The organism is Faecalibacterium sp. Marseille-Q4164, assembly GCF_017377545.1.
Lineage (GTDB): Bacteria > Bacillota > Clostridia > Oscillospirales > Ruminococcaceae > Faecalibacterium > Faecalibacterium duncaniae.
This window is the reverse complement of record NZ_JAFREJ010000002.1, coordinates 289305-314240: the sequence shown is the minus strand read 5'-3', so window position 1 is coordinate 314240 and position 24936 is coordinate 289305. Positions and strand designations below refer to the sequence as shown.

The 24936-nt window shown below is 58.6% G+C and carries 33 protein-coding genes; all 33 read right to left on the bottom strand.

What is annotated here, in order from left to right; all coding sequences use genetic code 11:
• Nucleotides 1-14: 14 nt before the first annotated feature.
• Nucleotides 15-1424, bottom strand: a complete 1410-nt coding sequence (locus J3352_RS04595; RefSeq protein ID WP_207700492.1) for a phage tail sheath subtilisin-like domain-containing protein — start codon at nucleotides 1422-1424, stop codon at nucleotides 15-17.
• Nucleotide 1425: 1 nt separating this feature from the next.
• Entirely contained in the window at nucleotides 1426-1632 is a 207-nt protein-coding gene (locus J3352_RS04590) for an oligoribonuclease (protein WP_156065389.1), read from the bottom strand.
• Between the two features lie 12 nt (nucleotides 1633-1644).
• Complete coding sequence (locus J3352_RS04585) at nucleotides 1645-2529, bottom strand: hypothetical protein (protein WP_156065391.1); 885 nt, start codon at nucleotides 2527-2529, stop codon at nucleotides 1645-1647.
• Nucleotides 2519-2800, bottom strand: coding sequence for a DUF5026 domain-containing protein (locus tag J3352_RS04580; RefSeq protein ID WP_156065393.1), 282 nt, complete (start codon nucleotides 2798-2800; stop codon nucleotides 2519-2521). Before J3352_RS04580 ends, J3352_RS04585 begins: the two co-directional genes overlap by 11 nt.
• Before the next feature lie 15 nt (nucleotides 2801-2815).
• Nucleotides 2816-3241 (bottom strand): hypothetical protein, encoded by a 426-nt coding sequence (locus tag J3352_RS04575; RefSeq protein WP_156065395.1) that lies wholly within the window; start codon nucleotides 3239-3241, stop codon nucleotides 2816-2818.
• Complete coding sequence (locus tag J3352_RS04570) at nucleotides 3231-3581, bottom strand: hypothetical protein (RefSeq protein ID WP_156065397.1); 351 nt, start codon at nucleotides 3579-3581, stop codon at nucleotides 3231-3233. The genes J3352_RS04575 and J3352_RS04570 overlap by 11 nt, the downstream gene beginning before the upstream one ends.
• A complete protein-coding gene (locus J3352_RS04565) occupies nucleotides 3568-3993 on the bottom strand; it encodes a hypothetical protein (protein WP_156065399.1) in 426 nt (141 codons plus the stop codon). Before J3352_RS04565 ends, J3352_RS04570 begins: the two co-directional genes overlap by 14 nt.
• Nucleotides 3994-4431: a hypothetical protein gene (locus tag J3352_RS04560; RefSeq protein WP_156065401.1), complete on the bottom strand. Its 438-nt coding sequence runs from the start codon at nucleotides 4429-4431 to the stop codon at nucleotides 3994-3996.
• Between the two features lie 10 nt (nucleotides 4432-4441).
• Complete coding sequence (locus J3352_RS04555) at nucleotides 4442-5467, bottom strand: hypothetical protein (protein ID WP_156065403.1); 1026 nt, start codon at nucleotides 5465-5467, stop codon at nucleotides 4442-4444.
• Between the two features lie 19 nt (nucleotides 5468-5486).
• A complete protein-coding gene (locus J3352_RS04550; RefSeq protein ID WP_156065405.1) occupies nucleotides 5487-5885 on the bottom strand; it encodes a DUF2190 family protein in 399 nt (132 codons plus the stop codon).
• An 18-nt stretch (nucleotides 5886-5903) separates the two neighbouring features.
• Entirely contained in the window at nucleotides 5904-7181 is a 1278-nt protein-coding gene (locus J3352_RS04545; RefSeq protein ID WP_156065407.1) for a hypothetical protein, read from the bottom strand.
• A gap of 78 nt (nucleotides 7182-7259) precedes the next feature.
• Nucleotides 7260-7736: an XkdF-like putative serine protease domain-containing protein gene (locus J3352_RS04540; RefSeq protein ID WP_156065409.1), complete on the bottom strand. Its 477-nt coding sequence runs from the start codon at nucleotides 7734-7736 to the stop codon at nucleotides 7260-7262.
• A gap of 83 nt (nucleotides 7737-7819) precedes the next feature.
• A complete protein-coding gene (locus tag J3352_RS04535; RefSeq protein WP_156065411.1) occupies nucleotides 7820-8188 on the bottom strand; it encodes a hypothetical protein in 369 nt (122 codons plus the stop codon).
• Nucleotides 8185-11610, bottom strand: a complete 3426-nt coding sequence (locus tag J3352_RS04530; RefSeq protein WP_156065413.1) for a phage minor head protein — start codon at nucleotides 11608-11610, stop codon at nucleotides 8185-8187. The genes J3352_RS04535 and J3352_RS04530 overlap by 4 nt, the downstream gene beginning before the upstream one ends.
• Before the next feature lies 1 nt (nucleotide 11611).
• A complete protein-coding gene (locus tag J3352_RS04525; protein ID WP_156065415.1) occupies nucleotides 11612-13021 on the bottom strand; it encodes a hypothetical protein in 1410 nt (469 codons plus the stop codon).
• 18 nt (nucleotides 13022-13039) lie between these two features.
• Nucleotides 13040-14530 carry a phage terminase large subunit gene (gene terL / locus J3352_RS04520; RefSeq protein WP_156065417.1) on the bottom strand — a complete coding sequence of 497 codons (1491 nt, stop codon included), beginning with the start codon at nucleotides 14528-14530 and terminating at the stop codon, nucleotides 13040-13042.
• Nucleotides 14496-15083 (bottom strand): hypothetical protein, encoded by a 588-nt coding sequence (locus tag J3352_RS04515; protein WP_156065419.1) that lies wholly within the window; start codon nucleotides 15081-15083, stop codon nucleotides 14496-14498. Before J3352_RS04515 ends, terL begins: the two co-directional genes overlap by 35 nt.
• 62 nt (nucleotides 15084-15145) lie before the next feature.
• Nucleotides 15146-16846, bottom strand: a complete 1701-nt coding sequence (locus J3352_RS04510; protein WP_156065421.1) for a ParB N-terminal domain-containing protein — start codon at nucleotides 16844-16846, stop codon at nucleotides 15146-15148.
• An 80-nt stretch (nucleotides 16847-16926) separates the two neighbouring features.
• Nucleotides 16927-17532 carry a hypothetical protein gene (locus J3352_RS04505; RefSeq protein ID WP_156065423.1) on the bottom strand — a complete coding sequence of 202 codons (606 nt, stop codon included), beginning with the start codon at nucleotides 17530-17532 and terminating at the stop codon, nucleotides 16927-16929.
• Complete coding sequence (locus J3352_RS04500; RefSeq protein ID WP_242699863.1) at nucleotides 17529-18515, bottom strand: DUF5131 family protein; 987 nt, start codon at nucleotides 18513-18515, stop codon at nucleotides 17529-17531. Before J3352_RS04500 ends, J3352_RS04505 begins: the two co-directional genes overlap by 4 nt.
• The gene (locus tag J3352_RS04495) at nucleotides 18512-18973 is read right to left on the bottom strand and encodes a YopX family protein (RefSeq protein ID WP_156065425.1); all 462 of its coding nucleotides are present in this window, start codon (nucleotides 18971-18973) and stop codon (nucleotides 18512-18514) included. The genes J3352_RS04500 and J3352_RS04495 overlap by 4 nt, the downstream gene beginning before the upstream one ends.
• The gene (locus J3352_RS04490; RefSeq protein ID WP_156065427.1) at nucleotides 18974-19345 is read right to left on the bottom strand and encodes a hypothetical protein; all 372 of its coding nucleotides are present in this window, start codon (nucleotides 19343-19345) and stop codon (nucleotides 18974-18976) included.
• A 3-nt stretch (nucleotides 19346-19348) separates the two neighbouring features.
• On the bottom strand, nucleotides 19349-19726 hold the full coding sequence (locus tag J3352_RS04485) for a hypothetical protein (protein WP_156065429.1): 378 nt from the start codon (nucleotides 19724-19726) through the stop codon (nucleotides 19349-19351).
• Nucleotides 19723-19887: a hypothetical protein gene (locus J3352_RS04480; RefSeq protein WP_156065431.1), complete on the bottom strand. Its 165-nt coding sequence runs from the start codon at nucleotides 19885-19887 to the stop codon at nucleotides 19723-19725. The genes J3352_RS04485 and J3352_RS04480 overlap by 4 nt, the downstream gene beginning before the upstream one ends.
• Nucleotides 19884-20144 (bottom strand): hypothetical protein, encoded by a 261-nt coding sequence (locus J3352_RS04475; RefSeq protein WP_156065433.1) that lies wholly within the window; start codon nucleotides 20142-20144, stop codon nucleotides 19884-19886. Before J3352_RS04475 ends, J3352_RS04480 begins: the two co-directional genes overlap by 4 nt.
• The gene (locus J3352_RS04470) at nucleotides 20141-20941 is read right to left on the bottom strand and encodes a hypothetical protein (protein ID WP_156065435.1); all 801 of its coding nucleotides are present in this window, start codon (nucleotides 20939-20941) and stop codon (nucleotides 20141-20143) included. Before J3352_RS04470 ends, J3352_RS04475 begins: the two co-directional genes overlap by 4 nt.
• The gene (locus J3352_RS04465; protein ID WP_156065437.1) at nucleotides 20938-21156 is read right to left on the bottom strand and encodes a hypothetical protein; all 219 of its coding nucleotides are present in this window, start codon (nucleotides 21154-21156) and stop codon (nucleotides 20938-20940) included. The genes J3352_RS04470 and J3352_RS04465 overlap by 4 nt, the downstream gene beginning before the upstream one ends.
• A 21-nt stretch (nucleotides 21157-21177) precedes the next feature.
• Complete coding sequence (locus J3352_RS04460) at nucleotides 21178-21888, bottom strand: hypothetical protein (RefSeq protein WP_156065440.1); 711 nt, start codon at nucleotides 21886-21888, stop codon at nucleotides 21178-21180.
• Between the two features lie 10 nt (nucleotides 21889-21898).
• The gene (locus J3352_RS04455; protein ID WP_156065442.1) at nucleotides 21899-22186 is read right to left on the bottom strand and encodes a hypothetical protein; all 288 of its coding nucleotides are present in this window, start codon (nucleotides 22184-22186) and stop codon (nucleotides 21899-21901) included.
• Nucleotides 22187-22196: 10 nt separating this feature from the next.
• Nucleotides 22197-22457 carry a hypothetical protein gene (locus J3352_RS04450; protein WP_156065444.1) on the bottom strand — a complete coding sequence of 87 codons (261 nt, stop codon included), beginning with the start codon at nucleotides 22455-22457 and terminating at the stop codon, nucleotides 22197-22199.
• The gene (locus J3352_RS04445; protein WP_156065447.1) at nucleotides 22454-23047 is read right to left on the bottom strand and encodes a Holliday junction resolvase RecU; all 594 of its coding nucleotides are present in this window, start codon (nucleotides 23045-23047) and stop codon (nucleotides 22454-22456) included. The genes J3352_RS04450 and J3352_RS04445 overlap by 4 nt, the downstream gene beginning before the upstream one ends.
• Nucleotides 23048-23191: 144 nt before the next feature.
• The gene (locus J3352_RS04440; protein ID WP_197036509.1) at nucleotides 23192-24181 is read right to left on the bottom strand and encodes an ATP-binding protein; all 990 of its coding nucleotides are present in this window, start codon (nucleotides 24179-24181) and stop codon (nucleotides 23192-23194) included.
• A complete protein-coding gene (locus J3352_RS04435) occupies nucleotides 24102-24917 on the bottom strand; it encodes a DnaD domain protein (RefSeq protein ID WP_197036510.1) in 816 nt (271 codons plus the stop codon). Before J3352_RS04435 ends, J3352_RS04440 begins: the two co-directional genes overlap by 80 nt.
• Nucleotides 24918-24936: the final 19 nt, after the last annotated feature.

Genomic DNA, 24936 nt, shown 5'->3' with positions numbered 1-24936 from the left:
GCTCATTCCCTCCTTTACTCGCTCACTTCGGTGGCGAAACGGAACTTATACGCCAGATAGACGTGTTCCAGGCTGTCCTTGTCCACAATGTCAAGGATGAACCATGCGGAATCGCCCTGCGGCGGGTTGCTCTCGTCCTCGTACATATCGCCGGAAGTCAGCTTCTTTTCGCCCACCATGGCGGCAATGACGGCCTTGCCCATGGAAATAACAGTGCCGCGGCCGTCGCTGTCGTTGTCCAGCTTGCCCACAATGGGGTCCAGGCTATCGTCAATGCGCTGCATAAGCTCGAAGCGCTCTTTGGTGCGGCGGATCTTCTTCCAGCCTGCATCCATGTCGCCGTCCGGGCTCACCAGGGTGTTGATGCCCTGCTCGATCTGCACCTGGCCGGAATCGTTCTTGGTCAGCACGATGCAGCCACGCTTCAACGCCTTCTCGATCTGGCTGTTGGTCAGGCCTTCGTCCAGGTCCACAAAGCCCTTCACAACGGTGTGGGTCAGGGCCACGTTGGAAGCCACGGAAGCGATCACGCCGCCAATGCGGGCGGCCAGCTTGTAGCCGTTGTAGTCGTCGCCGGTGGCATTCAGGGCGCCGTTGACGCAATAGTGCATCTTCTCGTCATTGAAGGCCGCGGCGTGGGTCGTGCGGGTGTCGAACTCAACGTCCTTATTCTCGGCAACGCAGCCCATCAGGTAGCCGCCGCCGGTAAAGGTGCGGGTGATGTAGGCCTGCATCAGGGCGTGGACGGCCGCGTCGTCGGTGTCCACACAGATAACGTTGCCGCGCACAGCGTCGAAGGCATCCAGGGCCGCGCTGTAACTCGCGGTGTTCGTGGTTGGCTGGGTGCCCTTGGTCATGGCCGACTGGGTAACGGTAGCCATAACGCCAGAGCCTGCGGCGGTTGCCTTGGCGGTGAAGTCCTTGGTTGCCGCGTTGATAGCTGCGGCCAGGCCCGTGGGTTCCTTCTTGTCGGCCGCAAACGTCACCTTCAAAAACTCGGTCGTGCCCTCGTAAATGATGCACTCGCGGTCGTCGCCGGTCAGGCTGTCGCGGATGGATACAGTAAAAGCCCGGTCGCCAACATAGGCGCCGGTAATGGTCACAACATCGGCCTTCGCATCGTCTTTCAGGGTAATGGTGGGCGCGGTGCCGCCGGTGCCGCAGCGGACAAAATAGCCGCTGGAAATACCGCCGGAAAACATTTCGGTGATAAGGTCCTCAGTGTTGCCGCTGCCAAATACCGCGTTCACGTTGGTAGACGGGTCAAAGGCAACGGCTTTGTTCAGGGGGCCCCAGTTGGCGCGAATGATGCCCATGCCGACGCCGTTCAGGGCGCCAGCCAGTTCACCGCCGCCAACGCTATAACGCCGGTGGTAAACGCCCGGGCGGGTCTTGGTTTCGCCCACAGAATAAGTGCCCGCCATATTATTTCACCTCCCTGTTTGCAAACTCGGTGATGATGGTCCTTGCCTCCTCAACGGTGGCAGTCTTCTTGCCAGCCATGCGCAGGGCAGCGGTGGCAACGTCCGGCGAAACGCCAAACTTTTCCGGGGCTGCTGCGATAAGCTCGGCCGCGGTATAGGTGGCGGCCGCCTCTACGGGCGCGGCAGCCGTGGTTTTGGTTTCTGCCATAATAGCCTCCTTTTACGGTTTGTAGTTGTAATTCGTATTGACGTGGTTCAGCTTGTGGGCGAACTTCGGCCGCCTCAAGATTCCCCAGCGGACGGCAAGGCGCATCTGCCCGGCCGTGAGCGGGTCAAGGCTCCCGTCCACCTCCAAACCGCGTATGAACATGGGGGAAGTGTCTAACATTTCGACTTCCCCGCGGGTTGCAAGCTCGTCCGCAAGGGCTTTGAGCCAGCGCTGGCGGCCTGCATAGGTCGGCGCGATCAGGTGACCCACCAGAACGCCTTCCAGCCAAATAACGGTGTTGGTTTCCTGTGCCCGGTGGTAGTTCGCAAGGCGGAAATAAGCCGCCGGATGCTGGTCCGACGGCTCCGTATACTCGCCCATGCGGTCGCTTCCAATCACGGTCACAGCGTTGCTCCACCTGTTCGTGAAGGCGTTCATTGCCAGGATGGGGTCCGGGTCGGTGGTTTCCTGCTGCGGCAGCGCATACAGATCAAAAGTCACCGTCACGCCAATAACGCGGGCGCTCTTGTCAAGCTGCTTCGTGGCCTCGAAGGTTTCACTTGTAACCCACGCCAGACTGTACGGGGGCTGTTCCTGCGGCGCCATAATAACGTCGCACAGGGCAGCCCGGACGCTCGGCTCTACGGCCTCCGGCGCGGTTCCGCTGTCCAGGCACCAGACGTCAAGGTAAATATTCCCGGCGGTCTGGCGCTCGGGGTTCGCCCTCATGTCGATGGTGTAGGAAATGCGCGGGTACTGTTCAGCCCCAGCCCAGCCCGGATCTGTGTCGGTCGGAGCCGGGCCAAAAAAAACGGCCGGTGCCCCGTTATGGGACGCCAGCTGTTCAGCGGCGGCGGATTCAGAGATCCGCTTATAGATAAGTTCTTCAAGCGTCATGCTGTTCTCCCTCGGTCTGGATGGTCTTCATGTCGGAGCTCCAGAAAATTTCCCAAAGCCCTTCCGTGACCTCGTCTGCCGCGATCAGAAAGTAATTGCACACGTTCCGAATACCCGGAAAATAAAGGCAGCGGATCTCCCCGCCGGTCACGGCGGTAACAATGCCGTTTTTTGCCTCGTTCCAGTCTGCATACTTGGCGCGGATCAGGTCGCCGGGGTGGATGGCGGTTGTATCAATCGCCGCGGATGTGGTTTCCTTCATAAGGCCCATGGGGCTGCCCTCCTCTTAGGTGTATTTTTCTTCAAAAATAGCCTTCACCTCGGGGAAGGCCTTCTGCTTGATTTCCTCCGCGTAGGGGCGCGGGGAAATTTTGCTGGTTCCATCTTCCAGGAACGGCGCATACTTCACATCTGTGCGGATGCCGGGCGTGTAGTGCTTGGCGCTCTGGACGATTTCGCTCTTGGCAAGCGGTCGGAAGCTCCGGCGGAGGTCGCCAGTGCGAAGGGCAGGCGGTTCACCAGGGGCGGACGCCGTGTAGGTCTTATTACTCGCGGGCTTGCGGTACACCTTGCCGCTGCGCTTCGGGTTGTTCGACAGCACACTAAGTTCGTGCTTGCGAATAACGTGTGCAGCGCGTTCGGCACGGCTCGCAACCTGTTTTTCTATGTCCTGCACAAAGCCTTGGACGGCACCAGAAATATCAATTTCCATTGTGCGTGTCCTCCCTCTGCTGAACATAATAGAGCGTATAAAGGCCCAGGTTTCCCAGCGGGTCCACGCCTTCAACGTAGTACGCCCGGTTCTCCAAAATAAGGCGGTCGCCATCCTTGGCCTTCGGCTTGCCGCGCTGCACGATCTGGTGTGTTACCGGGTGCGCGTTCTGGCTGAATCGCTCGATCGCCTCCGGGGAAGCATCCGAAAGAACGCCGCGGAGAAGTTGGCGGCTCTCCGTGTCGTATTTCGCGGCTGCCCGCCCGGTCGTGCTCTTTTCCGCCATGAGCGGCTCGATCACGAAGTCCTTGTAAAGGTTTCCTGGTCTAAGGTAAAACATGGCCGTTGCCTCCCCTGCCGCCGGTCCCGCGGTTTTCCATCATGCCAGCATAAAAATAATGCTGGCCGCCGATGGCTGCCGGGTTTGCTACCGGGGCGGAAGCGTTCACATCTGCCTTTAAGTCGGAATAGAGCTTCTTCCAGTAGTCCAGGCGGTCGCTCAACGAAAGATTCAGCTCGCCGACTTTGGTGTTCACCTCGTAGGAAAACCGGCGCAGGATGCTTTCCACACAGGCCAGCTTTGCGCGCTTCCAGCGGGGGTAGGCTTCAATGACGGCTTTATATTCCTGGTCGCTCAACGCACAGGTTTCCACGCCGCCCTCCACCATCGTGTCCCCCAACTCGAAACGCATCTGGTCAAGGCCGTGTTCAGTGATTTTGCTTGCATCGTAGGTGTATGTGAGCTGTGCCAATCAGCTCACCCCCTCGGAGCCGCCCTCCGGGGCCTCCTGCGTGGTTTTTTCGGCTTCGTCTTCCAGGAATACGCCGCGTTCCTTGGCGGCCGCCTTAACGCTCTTGCGGCTGTCACAGGCGTTCACCAGGATAAGGACGCTCTGGTCCTCAACCTCGGCAATGGCCGCCACAGCCTCTTCGGCCCGCTGCTGCAAGATGCACACAGCCTGGACAACGGCGTCCGGGGTGGCGTCAAGCTCTACCACGCCGCCCTCCGCGGTAATGGGGAGGGTCAGCGCTTCGATTTTGCCAACTTCGAGCTCCTGGCACTCGGCAATAATGCCCATGTCCTGCATTGCCCTTGCGCGGCCGGGCTGGATCATTTCAGCCTCCACAACGTCGCCCGGGCGGTATTTCACGCCGCCAAAGGTCGCCATTTTCAGACAGGTGTACTTCATAGCGGCCTCCTTATACGCACTCTTTCAGGAAGATTGCCAGGTCGTCAGAAGTCTTCTTCATGTCGGAAGCGCACAGGCCTTCGATAAACTCAGCATGGGTGCCGGGCTCGCCCTCGTACTGGTCAAAGGCGACGGAAGCGCCGTTGCCCAGCATATCCCAGGTGAAGATGTAGCCCGCGGAGGGCTCGTCGATCTGCGGGGTCGGGGTAGCATAGCACAGCAGCGCGGCCTTGGGGTCGCAGATGAACTCCATATTTTCCTTCTGGCCCAGGCCTGCGGAGTTGTAGGTGGATTCCAGGATCTTCACCTGCTCAACGCCGAAAAGCTGCGCCAGTACGTTGGGCGTAACGATGGCCGGGTTTGCGGTGGTGCCGGTGTACTTCACGCTCTCCTTGACGAAGGGGTTGTTTTTCAGGGCGTTGTAAGCCTCGATGCCAAGGGCCAGGCGGTTAGGGCTGCGGCGGCCCAGGCGCTTGATGTCGGTGCGCAGGTCGTCGAAGAAGCCGATAGGGTCAAAAGAAGTGTCCGTGAACTTCACAAACTCGTTGGAGCCGCTGCCGTTGCTGGTGCCGGTAAGCTCATGCTTCCAAACGCCGCTCTTGAAGAAGTTCTTTGCAAACAGAATATCCTGGTGCAGCAGCATCTGTTCGGTGGCGGTGCGGACCTTTGCGCGGCGGGGGTCATTCACGCCGGGGGCACGGCTGCGCTGGTAGTTCAGGGCGGCGATCTGGTCAATGCCAAGGATGATCTGGTCAACGTGGCACTTGTAGGTGTTGTCCTCCTGGCCCATCACAGCAGGGTCAACCTTGCCGAAGGCAGGCTTAGGCTGCACGTTGTCGCGGGCCAGATCTTCCTTGCTGAACGTGTAGTAGTAGGAAGCGGACAGCTGCACCGGGCAGACCGGGAAAATGCTGTTTGCCACATAGTCTTCCGGCTTCTGGAAGTAGGCCATGGACATGTTGGTCAGGTAGTTGTTGGGCTGCCAGCCTTTGGCAATCTCGGCAGCAATGCCCGCGGTGGTGTTTCTGGTATTCATGGTTTAGCTCTCCTTTCCTTTAACCCGCCTTCGGCACAAAGCCGCTCTTGGTGATCTGGATGTGGATAATCTGGTCTGCGGCGGTCGCGCTCTCCATGGCATAGCCGATAATATACTTCTCGGCAACGGCCTTGATTGCGCGGCCCTTTGCATCGCTCGCCAGCGGGTCGCCTGCGGTAACGGCCGCGCCAGCCTGGACCAGAGTGCGGTCTTTGATCTGCACGGTCACGCCCTCGCCTGCCGCCACCTTGTCCTCGGTGTCAGGCAGCAGGATGCCCACAGCGGCGGCGCCCTCGGTAGCCAAGGAAACGCCGTTCTCGCCCAGGGTGACGAAGTGGTTCTTGCCGTTCTCAATGGCCGCAGCAGCAGGCGCGGCCAGGTACGGGCTGGAATTGGTTGCAGTACCGATGATGCTCATACTCTTTTCCTCCTCTCTTTAGCGGCCGTTCTCGTACTCATGGACAAGCTCGGGGTTCTGCTGGCAAGCCTTGTCGATAGCCTCGTAATAGCCCATGGTGGGGGCAGACTTGCGGATCTCCTCGGCCTTCTTCTCGATCTGGCTCCATGCGTCGTCCGCGCCTGTCGTGGTGTGACTGTGGTCGCCGCCGCGCTTGCCGATCTCGGAAAATGCGCCGGACTTCTGCACTGCTTCCAGGTTTGCGTCCAGGACGCCGATCATGTCGTTGTAGGCGGTGCCGCCTGCGGCTTTCAGGGATTTCAGCACAGGGACAAGCTCCTCGGGCTTCTTGCCCAGAAGCTCGTACTTTTTGGCAACGGTCAGAAGCTCGCGGTTCTCCGCATCCTGGCGGAACTTGCGCAGTTCTGCGATCTCCTTTGCCACCTCGGGGTGGATGCCCTTGTAAATGTCCTCCTCGCCGCCCGTGGTGTTATCTGCGGGGGTGGCGGGTGCGGCCTTCTCAACGCCAGCAGGGACGGCAGGCGCTGCCTGGGCCGGAATACCGGCCTTCTTCTCGATTGCTTCCAGCTGTGCCACTTCCTCGGGGGACAGCTTGCTCTTGTCGATTTCCATGTCAAATGCTCCTTTCTGCACGGGTTCTTCCTCCTGCTGCGGTTCAGCGGGAGGCGTCGGGTCGGTGCCCTCTTTCGGGGGCTCCGGCGGTGTATTTTCGGTCGCGGGCTTCGGCTCCGCCTTGGCGATCATTTCGTCCAGACGGGCGCGGGCTGCTTTGGCGTTCTCGATTCTGTCGGGTGTCAGAGGAGCGGGGGCTGCCTTTTCCAACTTCACGGGAATACCGCCGGACCACTTCGGGATCGCTGCTTCGGTCGCTGCTGCGAACTCTGCGCAGCTCTGGGCCATGAGGGCCTTTTTGTCCTCGGCCGTAATGTCGGCATTTGCCACAATGCCGCACAGACTGTCATTCAGCGCGTAACAGTAATCCCAGATTTCCTCTGTGGTCTGGCGCATCCGGCGGCGGGCCATAGCGTCGCCAAAGGTGGGGACGTCCGCGTTCTTGGAAACTTCTTCAACGGCCGCAGCTGCCTGCGCATCGGTGGCACCGATACTCTTGGCAATGGCGTGAACAATCCGCTTCAAAATAGATTCCTCGGGCGGGGTGTCCTCCTTGGGCTGCACGGCAGGCGTTTCCCCTTCCGCAGGCTTGCTCTTGTACAGGGCAATACTCGCGCCAGGGTTCGCGCCGTTGTCCACGAAGTCCACTTTTTTGATTTTCAGGTTTTTAAGTTTGGTTGCCATTTGCGTTTCCTCCTTTCTTTGAAGATTTTTATAAACAACAAAGCCTCGGCGGGTGCCGAGGCTTTGGTTTATCGGTATTTAGTTCTCGGGTTCCTCGTCGTCCACTTCCTCGCGGACGGCCTCGCCCTCAATGGAAAACATGGGATAAGTGCCGTCTTTGACCTTCTCCCAAACCTCGTCGTCCGTCACCTTAAAGCCGATCCACCAGCCTTCCGGGACAACGCCCTCCGGGATGCCCATAGCGGCCATTTTTTCCTTGGTGAAAATTACGCTCTCCACCAGGACGGCACAGCCGCCGCGCTCGTGCATTTCGCCGCCCTCGCGGTAGAACTGCACGAAGTTATAGGCAGCCTGTTCCAGCTCGTCGGGCTCGATGATGTCCTCGTAGTAGTCCGTCACGGTATCGCCCGCGGCCGTGGCTGCCACGCTGGCCCAGCCAAAGGCCAGGCGCTTTTCATCAACGGATTTCTGGATCTTGAAGGTGCCAGCAATGCGGTCGTTCGGCTCTTTGCCGGGCGGCTTCTTGCCGGTGAGTGCTTCGTTAAAAGTAACCATGGCTTTCTCCTTATTCGCTGAATTTGCAGGATTTTTGCAAAAATCAGCGTAAATTTCAGCGTATTTCGTTTTTTAAGCGTAAATCATTCACTGTTTACGCGGGGATAGCAAAGCCCGGCAGCCTCGCCATACCTCTTGCGATACCATTCGTGAAGGTCCGCCGTGCTGCGGATCATCTGGGCAATGTAGTTGCCGCCTTCCACGATCTTGTAGGTTTCGCGCCGGAAGCGCTCAATGGTCAGCTTTTCAAACTGCCAGGCTCCGGGTGCGTAGCCCTCCGAAGTAAACGTGAAGGTGTCCTCTCCGTCCTCCGTCACCTTGCCGGGGACCTCGTGGCCGCGTTCCATGTCAAAGTAGCGGAAGGCACCGTGCCAAAGGTGGCAGTTCAGGGCAAGGCCGGTGGGCTTCTTGTCGCCCGGGCGCTTGATGGTGTAAACAAACCGTCTGTTCATAGCAGATCGCCAACCTCCACAAAATCTTCAATGGGCACTCCGTTCACTTCCGTTATTCCCGCGTTGCGGAACGCTTGCAGCAGCCTGCCGCGCTCATGCTCACCCGGGCAGCGAATCTTCTGTATAGACGTGGCCGGGATGCCCTGGCGGAACATGATTTCATTGCTGGGCCGAAAAGATTTATTCTGCCCTTTCACGAACTCCTCGGAGCCCTGGCGGCTGTGAAGGCGGCTCGGCTTGGTCGTGCCGTAGCTGTCGCCGGTGTATGCGTACCAGTCTGTGCGGCCCAGCTCCGCTTCATCAATGATAAGGCGGTAGCCGCTGCCGCAAAAACTATCATCATACCGAATATGACCACGACCCGCTTTCGTTCCGATACGGGTGAAAACGTTATCTGCGCCGCCGCTTTCCATGTCGGCGCTGGGGCTTGCACCGGTCAGCCGGATGCCGGAAAGGCAGCGCCGGTTTGTGCTGCGAAGGCCGCCGCTCTGAATGATAGAAACCACGCTGTCAGCGCTGCCAACGCCACACCAAACGTAATCTGCGCCCGCAGCCTTCAAGGCTTTGGCCTGTTCCGGGTCGTAATAGACCGCGTAGCCGTCGCATACCTTGCGCAGCTCCACGCCGTCCACCCGCTTCTGGTCAATGCCCAGGTCCTTTAGGATTTCGTCCAGCTTCTTGTCCAGGGCGTCACCGGTCAGATTTTCATACTCCGGGACGCGGGAAGGGGCGTTCTGCCAGATCAGGCGGGATTTCACAAGGCGTTTTTCGGCTTCCGCCGTAGGTGTTGCCGCCAGGTCGTCAAGGCCCGCCGTCTGCAACAGGTCTTTCATTTCCAGGGCATCAAACCCGCCGTCTGCCGTCACCGGCACACGGGCCCGGAAAAAGCCCTGCCAGGAGTAGTATTCGCCGCCCTCGTGGGTGTAGATCTGCAAGGTCTTTTCCCCATCGTGGACAGCCTGGCACTTCGTATTTACGCCAAGGCTTAAACCGCCGGAATTGAAAAAGGCGCTCGTCTTGGAGGCTTCCTCAAATTCCAGGGCTTCGGTTGTGCTGTTGGACTTAATCGTCTTCAATGCCCGCTCCCAGGTCCCTTGCGTGAGCTTCCCGCTCACCTCGTAAACCTCGGCGCCGTCAATGTTCATCCGCCGGGCGCGAAGGACAAGGCCCTCCACGCTGCCACGGTCGGAAGCAATGGGGATTCCCTCCTGTGTGGTGGGCACTTTGGACAGGTCGGAGAAAATTTCTCCGGCGCCCTTAATGCCCTTCGGGATTGCCGCCTGCGGGGCCGTGTACTGGGCTTTTGCCTTTCGTGCGGCCGCATTTGCGGCAGCCTTGGCCTTCACTTCCTGGGAAAGCTCTGCGGCTTTCACAGGGTCCGTCACGGCCTGCACCAGCTGGGCCTTGCTCATTTTGCCGTAGTAGGCAACGCCCTTGCTCTTTGCAATCTGTTTCAGGTCTTGGACGGTCATGCCTTTAGCTGCCTGCGGGGTGATCTGCACGGCTGCAAGTGGCTGCTTTGCAACGGCCGTGGCCTCGTCCGCCCAAACAAAAGAAGCCTTCGTGCCGGTGCGTTCCGTCAGAAGGCTTTCGTAAAACGTGCGGTAGGTTTCGCGGAGGGTGCTTTTCCGCTCCACGATCTCGTCCAGTAGCTTTTCCGCTTCTTTTCCTTGGCCGTGTAGGGCCTCGGCATAGGAGCGGAAGATCTCGCGGTATTCTTTATCTGGGATGCTCTCCACTCGCTTTATATACGGCAGGGTGTCTTGGAGGTTCAGGTCTATGTCCTCCTCCGCAAACCGGCGGAAAAGGGTGTTGTAGACCGGCTCTGTTTCGCCGTATGCGCTGTTCGGGTGGTATGTGTAGCTCATTACATGGCTTTTGGCGTCGCCCATGTAGCGGAAGGCCTGTTCCTTGTCAATGCCAACGATTCGGCCCTCCTGGTCGGTCAGGAAGTTTTCGCCGTGGGCGTCGAAGTTGCCCAGAAGCCAGTCTGTGACGTGCTCGCGCTGGATCTGCGCCGTTATTTCCGGCGGGAGGTCGGAAGCTGCGCCCAGCTGCCAGGATTCAAGGTCAATCCCTCCGGCGGAGGTTTTCACTTTCTCCTGGAAGGCTCCAAATTTTCCGTCAATGGTGCCAACGCCCACCGGGACGGCCGTGTCCGGGTCCACGATGGACTGCACCTTGTAGCCAGCTTCCTGCGCATACGCTCGGAAAGGCTCATACTGCCCGCCCTTGCTCTGGGCGGGTTTGAAATACCATTCCCAGCCGTTGGCGTCGGTGTAATCGTACATCTTGCCAGTGTTGCCCAGGTGGACAGGGCCGTTTGAGGTCATGCCGTCCGGCACTTTCAAGCTGCCCGCCACAAAGGCCTGGCTGTCGTCTGTGTCCCTTTCGCCCGGGTCCGGCAAATTACCCGGCCACGGCTGTATAACGTCCTGTGCGGGCTGCTGGGGCAGAAAGACGGGCGGTTCCTTTTCCTCGAAGTATTCAGCGCACCGGCAGCGCGGATGCACCGGCGGATGTGGGCCCATCTTGAAGGCCATTTTTGTTGTGCCGATGTGGTAGCTTCCCTCCGCGTCGGTTTCGGTGCCGTTCAGGGCGCCGCATACCGGGCAGACGTCTTCATCGTCAGCAGTCGAAAAAACATAAACGCCTTTCCCAAGGTAGCCTTGTGCCTGGGCTTGGGCTGTGCCCTCACGATACCCGGCGCAGTACGCTGCGGCGTTCTCTGTGATGGCAATGGTATAGGCTCGCTGCCGGAGCTGCCTGTCGGCATACTTATAAGCCTGCTCCCTGGCCTTCTTGGTGGCCGCTGCCGCCTTCACGCCGTTGTCAAGGAGGTTTTTCTTAACGCCGGCGTAATATTTCAGGTTTGCGGCCGCCTGTGGTTCTGTCAGGCCGATAAGCGGCCGGATTGCCCGGGAAAGCTCGTCCACCGTGAACTGGCCCTTTGTGCTGGCCTCGATCATGGCGCGCATGGCGTCCCGGGTTTCATTGTTTATTTTCGTTACCCACTCGGCGCCGTGGTCTTTGATCCAGGCCGTCATGGCGTCGCTCATGGGGTCAAAAACCCATCCGCCGGAAGCCGACGCCGCCAGGGCATCGGCTCCGGCTTTGGCTGCCTGCTGCCAGATGGGTTCAAGGTGGCTTTTCACAAAGAGGGAGTAATCTTGCTGCCACGCTTGGAGGGTCGCTTCGTCAAGGTAGCCGTTCATAATGGCTTCACGAAGTTCTTTGTAGGTGACGGCGTTGCTCTGGGCCTTCCAAAAGTTGTGAAGGAAGTACATCGGCTCACTGGAAGCCGAGTTCAGGTAGTCGTTCAGCTTTTTAAGGACATCTTTGCCCGCCTTCGACTTCTTGGGCTTAGATTTCACCACGAAGTCGTGGGGCGTCGGTGCCCGCGCCTTGCGAATACTAAACATTTTAGTCCCTCCCCAGGTCCTTTCTCGCCTTTTCTACCGCCGCCGGGTCTTCTTTCGGCTCCTCATCGTCAAGGCCGCGCATCTTGTCGCCGCCGGTCTTCTCCGGCTTCTGGGCGGTTCTCACCTTGCCCGGCTCGCGGTCCTCGCCAGGTATCGGCACATAATCGTCAAGCCGCTTCGGCAGCCCGGCGGCCTCGCGGATGTAATCCTCCACGCCCTCGTCGGGCACCAGGAGGCCGGAGGTCGTGACGTTCTTCAAGTAGTTGCCCAGCTTGTCCAGGTCCACGTCCTCTACGTCGCCGTGGGTAAGGTGCGGGTAGTCCGTAAGGCCTGCGAAGTGCTCGCCGTTCATCTTCATAAGGTCAGGAATGGCCTTATTGTTGAAGGTTTCACAGATCACGTCCAGAAAGGCTCCGATTGCCATGGAAAAAATATGCGTCTTGTTGTCACTCAACGCAAAGGAGCCGGTCTGCTGGTGGCCCAGCAGCACAAAATCCGCCATAACGGTCATGGCGATTCGTGTGTCGTAGCGGTCAATAACTTTGTTCGTATCAAACTGCCGGTCGCCGCCGCTGCTCAAAAGCTCCAACTTCCAGCCGGACGGAAGCACAAGGCCTTCCAGGTGGTCCCGGCGGATATTTTGAACAATAGCCTGGGCGTTTTTCAGAATGGCGGCCATATCAGGGTCGTTCTGATCCCAAATGTCAAGGCCTTCCGGCGCAGTCAGCACCGGGAAGCCCGCAAGGTCGCGTTCAATGCCAATGCCTTCAATCTCCTGGATTCTACGCTTAAAATACCAGGAGCGGTAGGCGTTGCGCAGGATGCTGCGACCCTCCGGGTTGCCCTTGCTGCTCTCCGTGCGGAAGAAAAGCAGCTTTTCCGCCGGAATCGTGATAAGCTCAAAATTCGGCGGGGGCATCTGGGTCATGGCGACAAGGTTGTCGTTCTCGTCATACTCCCATTGGTAAAGGCTCTCTTGGGAGCGGATGGGGAGTTTCATCCAGCCCACCAGGCTGTCGTTGTACTTGCTGTTCAGGCGCGGGTCCCGGCTGCTGCCGCACCGGCGCTTGTAAACGATCTCGTGGGCAGACCAGCCGAAAGTCAGGAAGGACAAGATTTCGCTGATCGTGTCCGTCCAGGTGTCTTGCATATCGGCCATACATTCCAGTACGAAGTCTGCGGCTTCCTGGTCCTTCTCGGAAGCGCCGCCGGGCGCCACGTTCCAGTCCACTTGCCGGATCAGCATTTTAATGGCGTACAGAATGGCGCCCACAAGGTCGTCATTCGCCGCCATTTCGCTATACACCGCCATGCCCCGGCGGCCGCGCAGTTCCGGTAGAAATTCTTCATAGAAGACGCCGCCATAGCGCTTTTGGCCTATGCGGCCGACTTCTCCTTTTCGGGTTGTCACGCGTTTTCCTCCTTCTGTTTATCTCCGCCAATAGCTGCTCTTGGAAAGCATCGTTTCTGCCTTTGGCGGGCTCTTGGCGGGCTTGTCCATCAAGTACAAGATAGCCTGCACAAGTGCGTCTATATCGTCCTTGTATTCGCCCTTTGGGAACATCAATAGATCCTGGATGGTGTCATGCACCCAGGGCGCCGTTTCCGGCTTCGGAAAATGAATATTCCCGGCTTCAAAGTAGGGTGTAACGGAAAGGGCACGTTCTTGCTTGCTGCCCTTCGGGTTAAACTCTACCATGCCGGGAATCTGTTTTTTCAACAGGTCAACGATTGCAGGGCCGTTGGCCTTGTTCTCTATAACCTTTGCCCTGGCTTTCGGCCATTTGCCCGTCAGGGTGCGCACGGCCGCCACGCTCTCGGTAAAGGTCATTTTTTCGTTTACCAGGTCCCAAATGTAAATGTCTGCGCCGCTCCGGCCCACAATGTAGCCCGCCACCTTCGCGCTTCCTTCGCTCTTGGTGAAGGCCATATCCCAGGACTGGATAAGCATACTTTGGTGTGGTGCTGCTTTGGGGTCGAAGAAGTTTTGCAGCCATTCGCGCTTAAAGATCAGGCCGTCCGCCGGAGCGGGGGTCTGTTCATACTGGCCCGCATACTGCAAGGAGCCCATGGACTTTTTAAGGCTCGCAAGGGTTTCTTTGTCGAAACGCTGTGGGTTCAGGATGTCGCCTTCCTCGCGGATCACCTCGCGGCCGCTCACCGGGAAAGTGATTATTGTGCGCTGCGGCGCCTCCGCCGGGAGGCAAAGGTGTGTATAGCCCAGGTCTTCGGCCAAAATATGGCCGGTCAGATCCTTTTCGTGAAGGCGCTGCATCACAATAATAAAAACGCCCGTCTTCGGGTCGTTCAGACGGGATTGCAGGGTGTTTTTGAAGAAGGCTATGGTTGCTTCTCTCTCGGTTTCGCTGTTGGCTTGTAAGGGGTTCTGCGGGTCGTCCAGGATGATGCAGTCGCCGCCTTCACCGGTCAGCGCGCCGCCGACAGATGTTGAAAACATAAGGCCTTGGTGGTTGTTCTTAAATTCGTTTTGCCGGTTCACGTCGTCCTTTAGGCTAAACCGGTCCCCCCAGTTGGCTGCATACCATGGGGATTGTATAATGTCACGGGTCAAAACATTGTGCTTGCGGCTCAAACTGTCTGAATAGCTAACCTTTATGAATCGCCGTTCCGGGTGTTTTACCCACGTCCAGGCCGGATAGCACACTGTAATTTCCAGGGACTTCATGTGGCGGGGCGGCATATTTACGATCAGGCGCGTTATCTGGCCGCGGTTCACCGCTTCCAGGTATTCGCCGATGCAGTCAATGTGCCAGTTATCAATAAACGTCGTGCCGGGCTCAATGATGGGCCAGGCCTGGCGGATGAACTCGGGGAGGTTCCGTTCCGCCTGTTCCCTGCGGACCTGTCGGAGAAGCGCCGCCGGGTCAACCTGGGCTAGATTTTTCCAGTAGTCCGGCAAGCTGGCTCAATTCCTCGTCAGAAAGGGCGGAAAGGTCTGCGCGCTGGGTGCTCTCCACTTCCAAGGCGCCGCCATGGGTAACGGAGCGGTTCTCCGTGGGCTCTCCACGGCTCAACCGCTCCACTTTTACGCCTATATCAACCATACGAACGACAGCGTTTGCGTCTATGTCGCCGTCTGGGATGGTCAGCAGGCGGCCGGTGGCCTTGCGCAACATCTGTTCCGCAATGGCCGCGTGTTTCTCGTGCATCTTTACGATGTTGGCCGTGTTCTTGGCTGCCACGCAGTCCAAAATATAGTTGTCGTACTCCTCCGCCCTCGCCACCCAGTCAAACTTCGCGCTCATGGGCTCCAAGCTCTTGCGGGTAACTCCCAGCTGTTCAGCCAGGCCGCGAATACTGCGGCGGACGGTAAAATCCGGCCGGACAACGTCGCCGGGCTTCTTCGGCTTCTCCAAATACCGCATATCGCGGTAAGCACAGAAGCACTCATACTGCCGGGCTGTTTCGCCGGGCAGCTTTTCCCAGGGGTCCCGCTGTCCCGTGTGTGCCATGGTTCTTTCCTCCTTCCTGGTAAAAAGTAAGGCCCGGGATTGCTCCCGGGCCTCCTGCGCTGTTATTCGTCCCCGGTATCTTCTCCGAGAATTTCTTTTAATAAGGCCGTGTTGTCGTACTGGTCGGCTTCCTCTGCGGTTTCCGGCGTTCCGATGATCTCCGCGGCCTTCTCCGGGTCGCCCTTGGCGAAAACCAGGACTTTTTCATGGTTCACGCCAAGTTTGCCCGCTCCGGCTTTCAGATAGTCGTTTATGTCCTCTGTGTATTCCTGCGGGTCTTCCGTGCGGAAGGCCGCGCTTTGGGCAGGGTCGCCGTTACAGAACACAAGGACGTTCTGGTGGTCTTTGCCCATCTTCCGGCTGTGCTCGAACTGCTTCCCCACGCGGATTGCCAGCCCTCCGGCCGTGTTTACCAGAATCGCTTCGTTGTAAAGCATCAGGCCCACGTCCTGGAAGGCGTCGATGGTGTCAGAAATGAAATTGCGGTAAAAGCCCTTCTTGTCCCGAAGGTCGCTCACCACAATAACGGCAAAGCTGTCAGGTTTCAGCATAGCGGTTGCCCGGCGGATAACATTGCGGTAAAGCTGCAAGAACTCGGGGTAATCCTTGTTTGAAAGGTCCTCGGGCTTGTCGCTGTACACTTCAAGATCCGCATAGGGCGGGCAAGTGAAAAAGAGGTCATATTCTCCCGGCGCCAGCTCGTCAATGTGGGAACTGTCGCCGTTTATCCATGTGGGCGGTGTCACCTCTGGCGCATCGTCCAGGACGCTAACGTGGGAGATTTCTTCCCAGTTGTTCACGTTGGCCTCAATCTGGCGGCTGCTTAAATCGCAGCCGGTGTATTTCCGGCCGGTAAGGGCCGCCACCACGCCGCGAACGCTGCCGCCTGCAAAGGGGTCAATGATCGTGCCGCCCTGCGGGCAAAACCAGCGGTAGGCCAGCTCACAGAGGACCGGGTCAAAAATGGACGTGGCGCTGTACGCCATGGCATCCGGGAAAAGCTCTGCGAACTCCTCCCAGCTTATTTTCTGCCCGATTTTCTCCTCATAGGCGTTCTTGGCCTTGTAGGCACCCGGCGGCTGGCTGCTTATGTTATAAGTCAAGCCCGCCTTCGTGTTGTCGTCGTCAGCGCCGCGGCCGACTTCGGAACGAATACCGAGGCGCTTCCAGGCCTTCTTCCTTTCGGCCCATGCTCCGCCTCTGGAATCCAGGACGGTGAAGGGCGGAATAAGGAATCTTTCGCCCAGGGTCAGGCGCGCGGCCTGCTCCTCGGCTTCCCTGTCGGGTTTGCTGCTGGCGATCATGTCTTCGATCTGCTCCATCGAAAAGCCGGACAGCTCCGGGTCCAGGTCGTCGGTGTTCTCTTTGAGCTCGGCCAGAATCCCGGCTATGGCGTCCTGGTCCAGGACAGCAAGCTCGGCGATTCGGTTGTCTGCGACAAGGTCCGCCATTTCGGCGCTGTCGTTGTCGTAGTCCTGCCACTCAATGGGGGCGTACTGGCTGCCCGCCTCGTAGCCTGCAAGGCGCCGGGCGTGGCCGCGTACAATGTAGCCGCTGCGCCTGCTCACGGTGATTGGGGCTCGCCACCCCTGTTCCCCGATTATGCGGGCCAGCATCTTCACTTGTGCCTCCGGGTGCCGGTTAGGGTTCCGGGGGTTCGGTTTCAGGCTGTCGATCTCCACGATCTCGTCGTACGCACAGTATACTTTGAAGCCGTCAGGCGTCACCTCGCGGGGGGGGGGTGCCGTTATAGGGTTTTTCATTCATCCTCAAGCCTCCATGCTAGTATTATATATCTTTCAAAGTGCCCTGTCAGTGCCCAATTTGTGCACCCTGGCGCACGTTAGGCAGCCTTTACGGCGTCAATGCCGAAAAACAAGGCGGTAAGCGGCTGAATCGCTGCATTGATGTCCTTGTATACGGTGCGCCGCTCAATGCCAAAAGTGCCCGCGATTTCCTGTACACTTTTTTTCGGCTCCCGGATGTAGGTTTCCATGACCACCTCGTAGCGCCTCACGTCCTCCTCTGTGCCGTTCTGCTGGCACCAGACGCGGTAGAGGTCCAACATCTTCTCAATGTGGGCCAGAATAATCAACGTGCGCTCCTGGCTGCGCTTGATGCTCTCAATATAAAGGCTGTCGTCCCGGGTGTAGCTTTCCAGGCCGTCCAGGATGCTGGCGGCGCTTTCCTTCTCCTTGGCCTGCTTGGCGTTGTAGATGGCGCCAGCGGTGTGCCGCTTCAAAAGGCGGTAGTTTTTCAGCAGGAGCCGGGTGTTATGGAGACGCCGGTCCGTGCGCTCCTTGGCCTCCTTCTGGTGTTCTTCCTCAATGTGTGCGGCCGCTGCGCTCACGCCTGCGGCAACGCCGGTGCGGATCGCGGTCTGCATAAGGGTCTGGCCCATGTTGGCAATACGGGTGCCCAGGGCGCCCATGTTCTCGCGGCTGTTCATTCTGCATCATCCTTTCTTCTCGGGCACCAGTCGGGGGACTGGCGGTTTCCTCTGGTGGGGATGTGGCGGGGGCCTCCGTCCTCGTAGCCCTCGGCCGTCCATCCAATGGCGCAGTCTTTCCGGGTGCCTCTCTGGCCCTCCTGGGTCTTAACGCAGTGCTCACACTCGGAGCAGTGCGGCGTGGGGCGGTCCTTGGGGCGTTTAAGCGCATCCGGCAAGGCCTGGGCCGGTTCTCCACCTATCACAGCGCGGATCTCCTCGCTGTCTTTGATCCAAAGCGGGACGCCTGCCCTTCGTGCTGCGGCTGCCAGTTCTTCCAGCCAGCCTTCTTCTGGGGTGATTTTCCCCGACCTGTGGCCGGTTTCGGCTCCGGCAATGATCCAGTCAACCTTTGCGGCGGCGTCCCCGTCTGCAATGCCCAGGGGTTTAAGCATGGGTTCATAACTCACAAAGGTGTGGTGGTATTCGCTCCACCAAAAACTGTTTTCCGGGCCCGTTATGCTGCTGCCATACCAGAAGTTCGGAAGCTCCGGCAGCTTTCCCGCTGCTGCAAGGGTCTGGTAGCGGCCTGGGTTCTTGGTCAGGAATAAGTAATTGTGCTGGGGCGCCGCCTTGCAGGCTTCAAAAACTGCCTCGATCCATTCTTCTGGAATCCAGTTCCCGAAAAGGTCCGCCATGCTGCAAACGAAAATGTTCGCAGGCTTCTTTTTCTTCGCCGGGTCTCCCAGGCGGTATTTGTGGAAGGTCGGGGCAAATCCGGCCGGGAACGGAAGAACGGCGCCGTTGTAGTTCTTAAAAGGTTGTTCCAGAATGTAAAGCCCGGCGGTTTCCGTTTTAAGCTGCTCGTTCGTCATGTTCAGGCGGGTGTTCCCGGAAAATCGGGTGGCCTGGCGGCGGGCGTAGCAGTATTCACAGCCAAAATTGCAGCCGGTGACGGGGTTCCATGAAAAATCGCACCAGTCGATGGCACTTTTATTCATCATTTTTGTGTGTCCTCTCCCTGTTTCAAAAGGTCCGGGTTGTCGTAAATGTTACCCACGATTTCGTCCGGGTATGCGATCCGGCAGGCGCACCAGGGGCGATCTACCGGAAAAGCTCTAAAAGCGCTCCACTTTTTGTCGTACTTCACCACGGCCAGGCCGACGGGCAGGGACGTTTTGTGGTGAATCTTCAAAATATCGCCCTCGAAAATGTCCCGGGCGCGCTTGTCCAGGATACCGGTAGCTTGCCCCACGGTTTCAGGGTTCACGCGGCCGTATTTGCCCACAACGTTTTTGCCGGGGCGGATAATACAGATTCCCTTGCTGTCAACGTTCAGGTTCCCGCGGGCCCATTCACCACTTTTCAGCTTCCCACGAAAAAGAATCCGGCGCGGAAGCTCCCGGGTTTCAGGCTCGCGGCTTTCTTTGGCTGCCAAGCCGAAAAAATCAAATCCTTCCATTTATCTGTACTCCTTCCCGGTCATCTTGTCGCGCAGCGGTATGCGGCCGATGATCTCAAAGCCTGCAAGCTCGGCCGTCTGGCGCAGAATCGGCACCAGGGCCGAAACCACAACAAGGCGGGCGGCATCCAGCCGCTTTTCCTCCCTGCGCATATTCTCCCAGGCCGTGCCGGGTGTGGGGTCGCTGTAATGTTCGCTGTTTCTGCCCATGTCCATGCGTGGGTCCTCCTTCGGTAAAATGAACTTTTCCCTTTCTTCTGGTCGCATCTGGTGCGCGGTCCAGTAGAAAAACGGAAAATCTTTCGAGTTGTAGTCTGTCGGGGTGCTGAATTCCCAGACCAGCGGTGGGCGTTCTGCCTTTTCATCACTCATTCATCAATCACCGCCCTGTTTTAACGGCTCGAACTTGCTCCACGCAATCGGCGGCCAGAAACGGCCGTCGTTGTAGGTGATGCAGAACGGGATCTCCGGGGTGTCTATGTATTCGGTGTTGGTGTGGTAGTTGCCGTAGGCGTCCACGGTTAAAACCGGGTGTTCCAGGGGCGGCAGGGTCTTTTTGACGTCCATCCATATATGAGGGGGCAGGGTTTCAAATTCTTCCGCGGTCATGCGGTGGAAGTCAGGCGCCGGGCCGTCCAGGAGCCGGAAGCCATCATGGCCCGGCCTTGGCTTCTTATAGGGCCAGTGCGGGAAGCGCTTGTGGAGGTCGATTGCCCAGGCAGCGAAGGGCGGGGCTGTTTTTCCGCTGCTCATTTATTTTTCAACCTCCTTGCAATGTCGTTGAAATTCCGGGCCGCCGTTTCCGTGGCTTCTTCCGCCGTCCTCCCAAGGTCCGCCAGTGCTTCCGCAAAGCGGTTCCAGGCGTCCATAGCCTCCATCTTTGCTTCCTCGGTGAAACGCTCTACGTCCTTCATTTCTGGCCCTCCCGCAGCCGCCGGGCAGCTTCGTTCATGGCGCTTTTGAAAGTCTGCGCCGGAACTCCGGTAAACGCCGGGCGTGCGTACAAGTCGCAGCTGCGTGCAATGCCTTCCAAAAATTCCGCCAAATGCTCCGTTGTGGCGTTCTCAAAGGTTTCAATACAGTTCCTTTCGTGGAGCTCGCATCCCTCTTGGCTGTCAAACTCTTTGCCGCAGCGATCACAGACGTATACGCTGATTTTTCTTTCTTTCACGTTTTCGTGCTCCCTTCTTCCGGTTCCAGGCGTGTGTGGCAGTACGGGCAGGCCTCCCGCTGCACATTCATCTTGCCGCCGCAAACTGGGCACTCATACCATGCACCGGGGCGCATTCTTTCAAGGGACGGTGCGCTTATGCAGTGCCATGTAAGAGGTTTCGGCAGCGGTGCGCCGGTCACTTCCGAAACCTTGGCGGCCTGCATAGCCGTCACAACGGCGGCCATGGCGGGGCTCAAAGGGTCAGGTTCTTCTTCCTGGAAGCCGTTTGCCCTGTTCTCCACCTTCTCGTAATAGCTGCGCCGCATCCGGCGTTCCTCCTCATACGCGACAATCTCGTCCGCATACTCATTTCCAACGCTACGAATAGCCCGGGTCAACATATCGGTTACAAGGTCGTGATATTTGCCATCTTTCTTTCCCTTGCGCTGTGCTGCCTCTCTGGCCTCCCACAAGTCCGTCAGCTTGTCCCGGCGGTCGGAGGTGATCTCGCCGTAGCCATAGGCCTCTTGGATCTGTTCCAGGCTTTCCCAGCCTTCCAGTTCCGCGAACGGGTCCGTCTCGGCTTTTGCCACGCTGCGGGCGCGGGTCTTTTTCTTGATGTATCTGTTCATGGCCTCCTGGTCTTCGTCCGCTTGGCTCCTTCCCTTTCCGCCGGTTGTCAATTCGTCCAGTGCGTCAATGACGTGCAGAACGGTTTCGGCTGCCTCATGGTGGCCTTGCAGCTCGTAGCCTCCGGCAGCGCCAAGAAGAAGGCGGCGGAAGGAATCGGCTCCAACAAATACGTTCTCGCTCATTTTCGTTCCTCCCGTGCCTTCCGAAGGCACTTCATTTTGTAGGCAGTTGCCTGGTAGCCCTGCCAGCGGTCGGAAAACCATTGCTGCCAGATCGCGCAGCCCGGGAAGGTCTTGCGGTCTCCACCTTTGCCCACAGTAATGCTCGTGCAGCCAGCGGAGGCACATTTAAGGCAAGGGCTGTCCGCCGGGCGCGGGAGGTTGTCTGTGCTGCTCATTGTGTGTTCTCTCCTTTCGCCTTATTTCCGGCCTCTGCGGGCCTTTGAGGGCTCGCTGTTCATGGGCTGGTATCTGTTCTTATTCTCGTTCCATTCAAGCGCCACCGGAGCCTCACAGTTCAGGCAAGGCATATCAAACGCGGCATCCTGGATGTTCGTATGGTAGCGGTAAGCGCTGCCGCACTCGCACCAGATCTTGACCTGGCGCATATTTTTGAGCTCCGTTTTCCCGCCGCACTCCCGGCAGTAGCACGAAGAAATGGGCGTTTTTGCGCAGAATCCGCGTTCCTGGCCGCACTTCTCGCAGCGTATATACAAGAAACCCGTGAACTTTGCCGCAGTGGGCGCCTCCGGGGCTCTGTGGGCGCTTTCGGTGGGCAGCGTAGGTTTCACCATGGCGGGAATGTTCGGCCGCTGTACAATGCGTTCTTTATGCGGTGCTGGGCGCTGGAACGTCTTCGGTTCAAATGGCAGCCGGTCCACCACTTCCTTCACGGAATCCTCCACAGCCTTTGCCACTGTCTTTTCCAGCGGTTCTTCCTGCTTCTGCCGGGCGGCCGCTGCCTCCTTCTTTTTCAGTTCGCCGAGGATCTCCACGGCCAGGTCGTCCAGCATGGCCCGCTCCGTGGCCGTGTGGCCCGGGTCGCCAAATGCGGCGCCCGCCTCATAGCAGGCCCGGCGCAGGACGCGCAGTTCTTCAACGTTGAAGGCTTCAAAACGTACTTTTTCCATGTGTTTCTCCTTACTCCACCGGTACAATCTGGCCGTCAATATAACGGCAAATTTTCCCCTGTTCGTTATAATATGGAACTGCAAATACGCCATACACACCGCTGTAATCTATGTAATACAAAATCTTTGTATCTTTCGCATAAACCAGCGGTTGCGGTCTCATTACGCTGATAAACCAGTCCGCTTTCCCGATTTCGTCGCCATCTTTCGGTGGCCTTCCCTCAAGTGCTTTTTCAATCTTCCCGCATCCCGTCAGAATCATTGCTGCAAGGGCCACGCAAACAATAGTCTTCTTCATATGTTTCTCCTCAAAGCCAGGCTTCCACAATGCTGTCGTCCGGTGCTGCCGGAAGGCGGCTCATTTCGGCCGGAATTGCCTTTCGTAAGTCTTCCAGGGTATCTTCCAGAACCATGTATTGGGTGCTCGTCGGGACGCTCATGTCCCAAAGGCGGGCAACATAGCGCCGCGGGTAGTCGTCCTGGTTTGCCGTCACGATAATAACGGGGATCGCGGCCTGCTCCGTCAGCTTCGCATACTCGAAGCGGGCTAAATAAATATCGTCACTCATTCCAGAACTCCTTCCAGCTTTTCAATGGTTTCTAGGTACGGCAGGCCGGTGCGGCCGCCGAGGTGCACTTCCCAGGCCGGAAGAAAATCTTCCGGGGCCGCGCTCGCCATGGGCGGCGGCGTCCAGGTCTGGCCGTAGGCCGTCACGGTGGGCGGTGTGCGTTTCTGCTTGGCCGTTCCTCTCTGGGTGGCCCATGCGGTCCTGGCTGCCCGCCAGAAGGGCCAGGGAACGGCAAAGAAGCGGCGAAGGTTGAAGCTAACCAGGATCATGCCCACCGACTTGTCGGTCGTCCAGGCGTCCAGGAAGGCCGCCTGGTGGGGCTGCACCGCGTCAAAATCAATTCGGCCGGTGTGGGTCTGCTTTGCTTCTACCGCAACAGGGGTGCCATTGTAGCGGCCCAGGAAGTCAACGCAAGATTTATGCTCCACCTTGCAGCTCTTGATCTGGCCGGTGCCGTCGCGTATCGGTAGGAACTCGGTCGGAACTTTGTAGACCACAGCCTTGCCGCTGCGGGTGTATAGGTCGTTCACCTGGATAACGAAGTCTTCAAAGTCACGGCCGCGGTTTGCGAATGTGTTGTAACCTCTCATGCTGTCCTCCCTGGGCTTTAATTTTCTTCTGCCACTCGCAGAGGGGGCAGACGTAGGATTTACCGCCGCCTTTTGTTATGCGGCTCACGTTCCAGCGGTTCCCACAGATCTTACAGATCCGGTAGCACCGGCCATTCTCTGCGCTCATTTCGCCCTCCACGAAGGGCCGTCAAGGGGAACTGCAAGGCACATTTCCCGGAGGCGGTCAATCATCTTCTGGGCGTTCCGTTCGCTGCATCCGGCCGGGGTCAGGCTCCGGGTCAGTTCTTCGGTGCCGCAGTTGGTCGTTACGATCACCGGCATATAGGCTTCATAGCGGGCGTTTACGATGGTGAAGATCATGGATGAAGTCCACTCCGTCGCGGCCTCGCTGCCCAGGTCGTCAATAATCAGCAGCGGGGTTTCGGTGTAGAGCTTCAAAATGTCCGCTTCGTCGCCCTGGCCGCTGTAGGTCCGGCGCACGTTCGCCAGAAGGTCGATCATGGTCATGCACAGCGCCGGGGTGCCGTTGCGGATCAGCTCGTTTGCCACAGCTGCGGCCAGATGCGTTTTGCCGGTGCCATAGCCGCCCACCAAGAAAAGGCCGTTGCGCTCCTGCTGCGGCGGCACCGCCTCGCCGTCCTTTCCCTTGCCGGGAAGCATCTGCGCTTTGAAGGCTGCCGCATACTCCTTGCAGGCGGTATAGGCCTTCTGGTTTTCCGGCGTCACCCGGAAGCGATCAAAGGTCCGGTTCTGGAATCGGGCGCCCATGCCGCTGTCACCCAGCAGCCGGTTTATACGCCGGTTGAAGGCTGCGGCGGCCTCTGCTGCTGCCTTTGCCTCCTCTGCGGCCTTGTTCTTGGCCTCCACTCTCTCCCAGTAGGCTTGCGCCCTGGGGCAGTTGCAGCGCTCCGGCCGCGAATCCCAGCCAAAAACGCGGGTCTTGGAAATGGCCGGAAGGAGGAAGCCTCTGTATTGCAGGGTTTTGCCGCAAAATTTACAGTGTTCCGGTGCCGGGGCCGGTTTGTCCATCTTGTAGCCGCGGCGGATTGCCTCGTCTGCCAGGATGGAAGTTTCACGCGGTGTGGAATCCTGCGAGGTCTTGGGTTGCCGGGATTGTGTCCCGCTGGCGATCATATCGCCCAGCTTTTCCATTTCTTGCTTCCTCCTTTGTCCATTTATCTGCATCCACGGCCGCGTCCAGGTCCTTCACGCCCTTGTCCCTATACCGAGCCAGAACGCCGCGGACGTATTTCCAGTTCGGGGCTTTGTTCCTCTGGGCGATTTCCATTGCGTGGATCACCACGTCGGCGCCGAAGTCCGCGACCGCCTGGGTCAGGTCTTCAAGCTCCCAGCGCGGCGGCGTTGGGTTGATGTTGTTCAAGTAAAATTGCCCGGCTCGGGCCAGTTCCGGGTCCGTTCGTGGTTCCGCTCTCTGCGGCGGCTGCGGGGCTACGACAAGCGGTTTTTGTGCCGGTGCAGGAACTTTGTTCGTTTCTGCCCTGGCGGCCTCTGCGGCCTTCTCTGCCCGCTTCCGCTCTTTGAATCTCCGTTGCCGTTCTCGTGCCGCCTCCCGGCGGGCCTCCGCTTCTATCTGGCCTGTGTTCTCGGCCCAGTCATGGAGCCGGAAGCCGTCCGGCGTATGGTCTATGTAACCGGCATCCACAAGGGCCGCCAGAAAGTCGGCCGGTTCGCCTGCCCACCCGGAAACCTCTGCGATCTCCGTTGGCGTCAATCCCACCAGGCTGCCGTCCTTTGCGTTGTTCGCGGCCCAAACCCAAAGCATTGCGAGGTGGCCGACTGCCTGGGCGACGCCTATCCCCAGCAGGCCTTTAAGGCGCAGCGTTTTCCGGTGCGTCAAGGTCCCCTGTTCAATTTTTACCCCGGCCATGTCGTCCTCCATCGTGAAA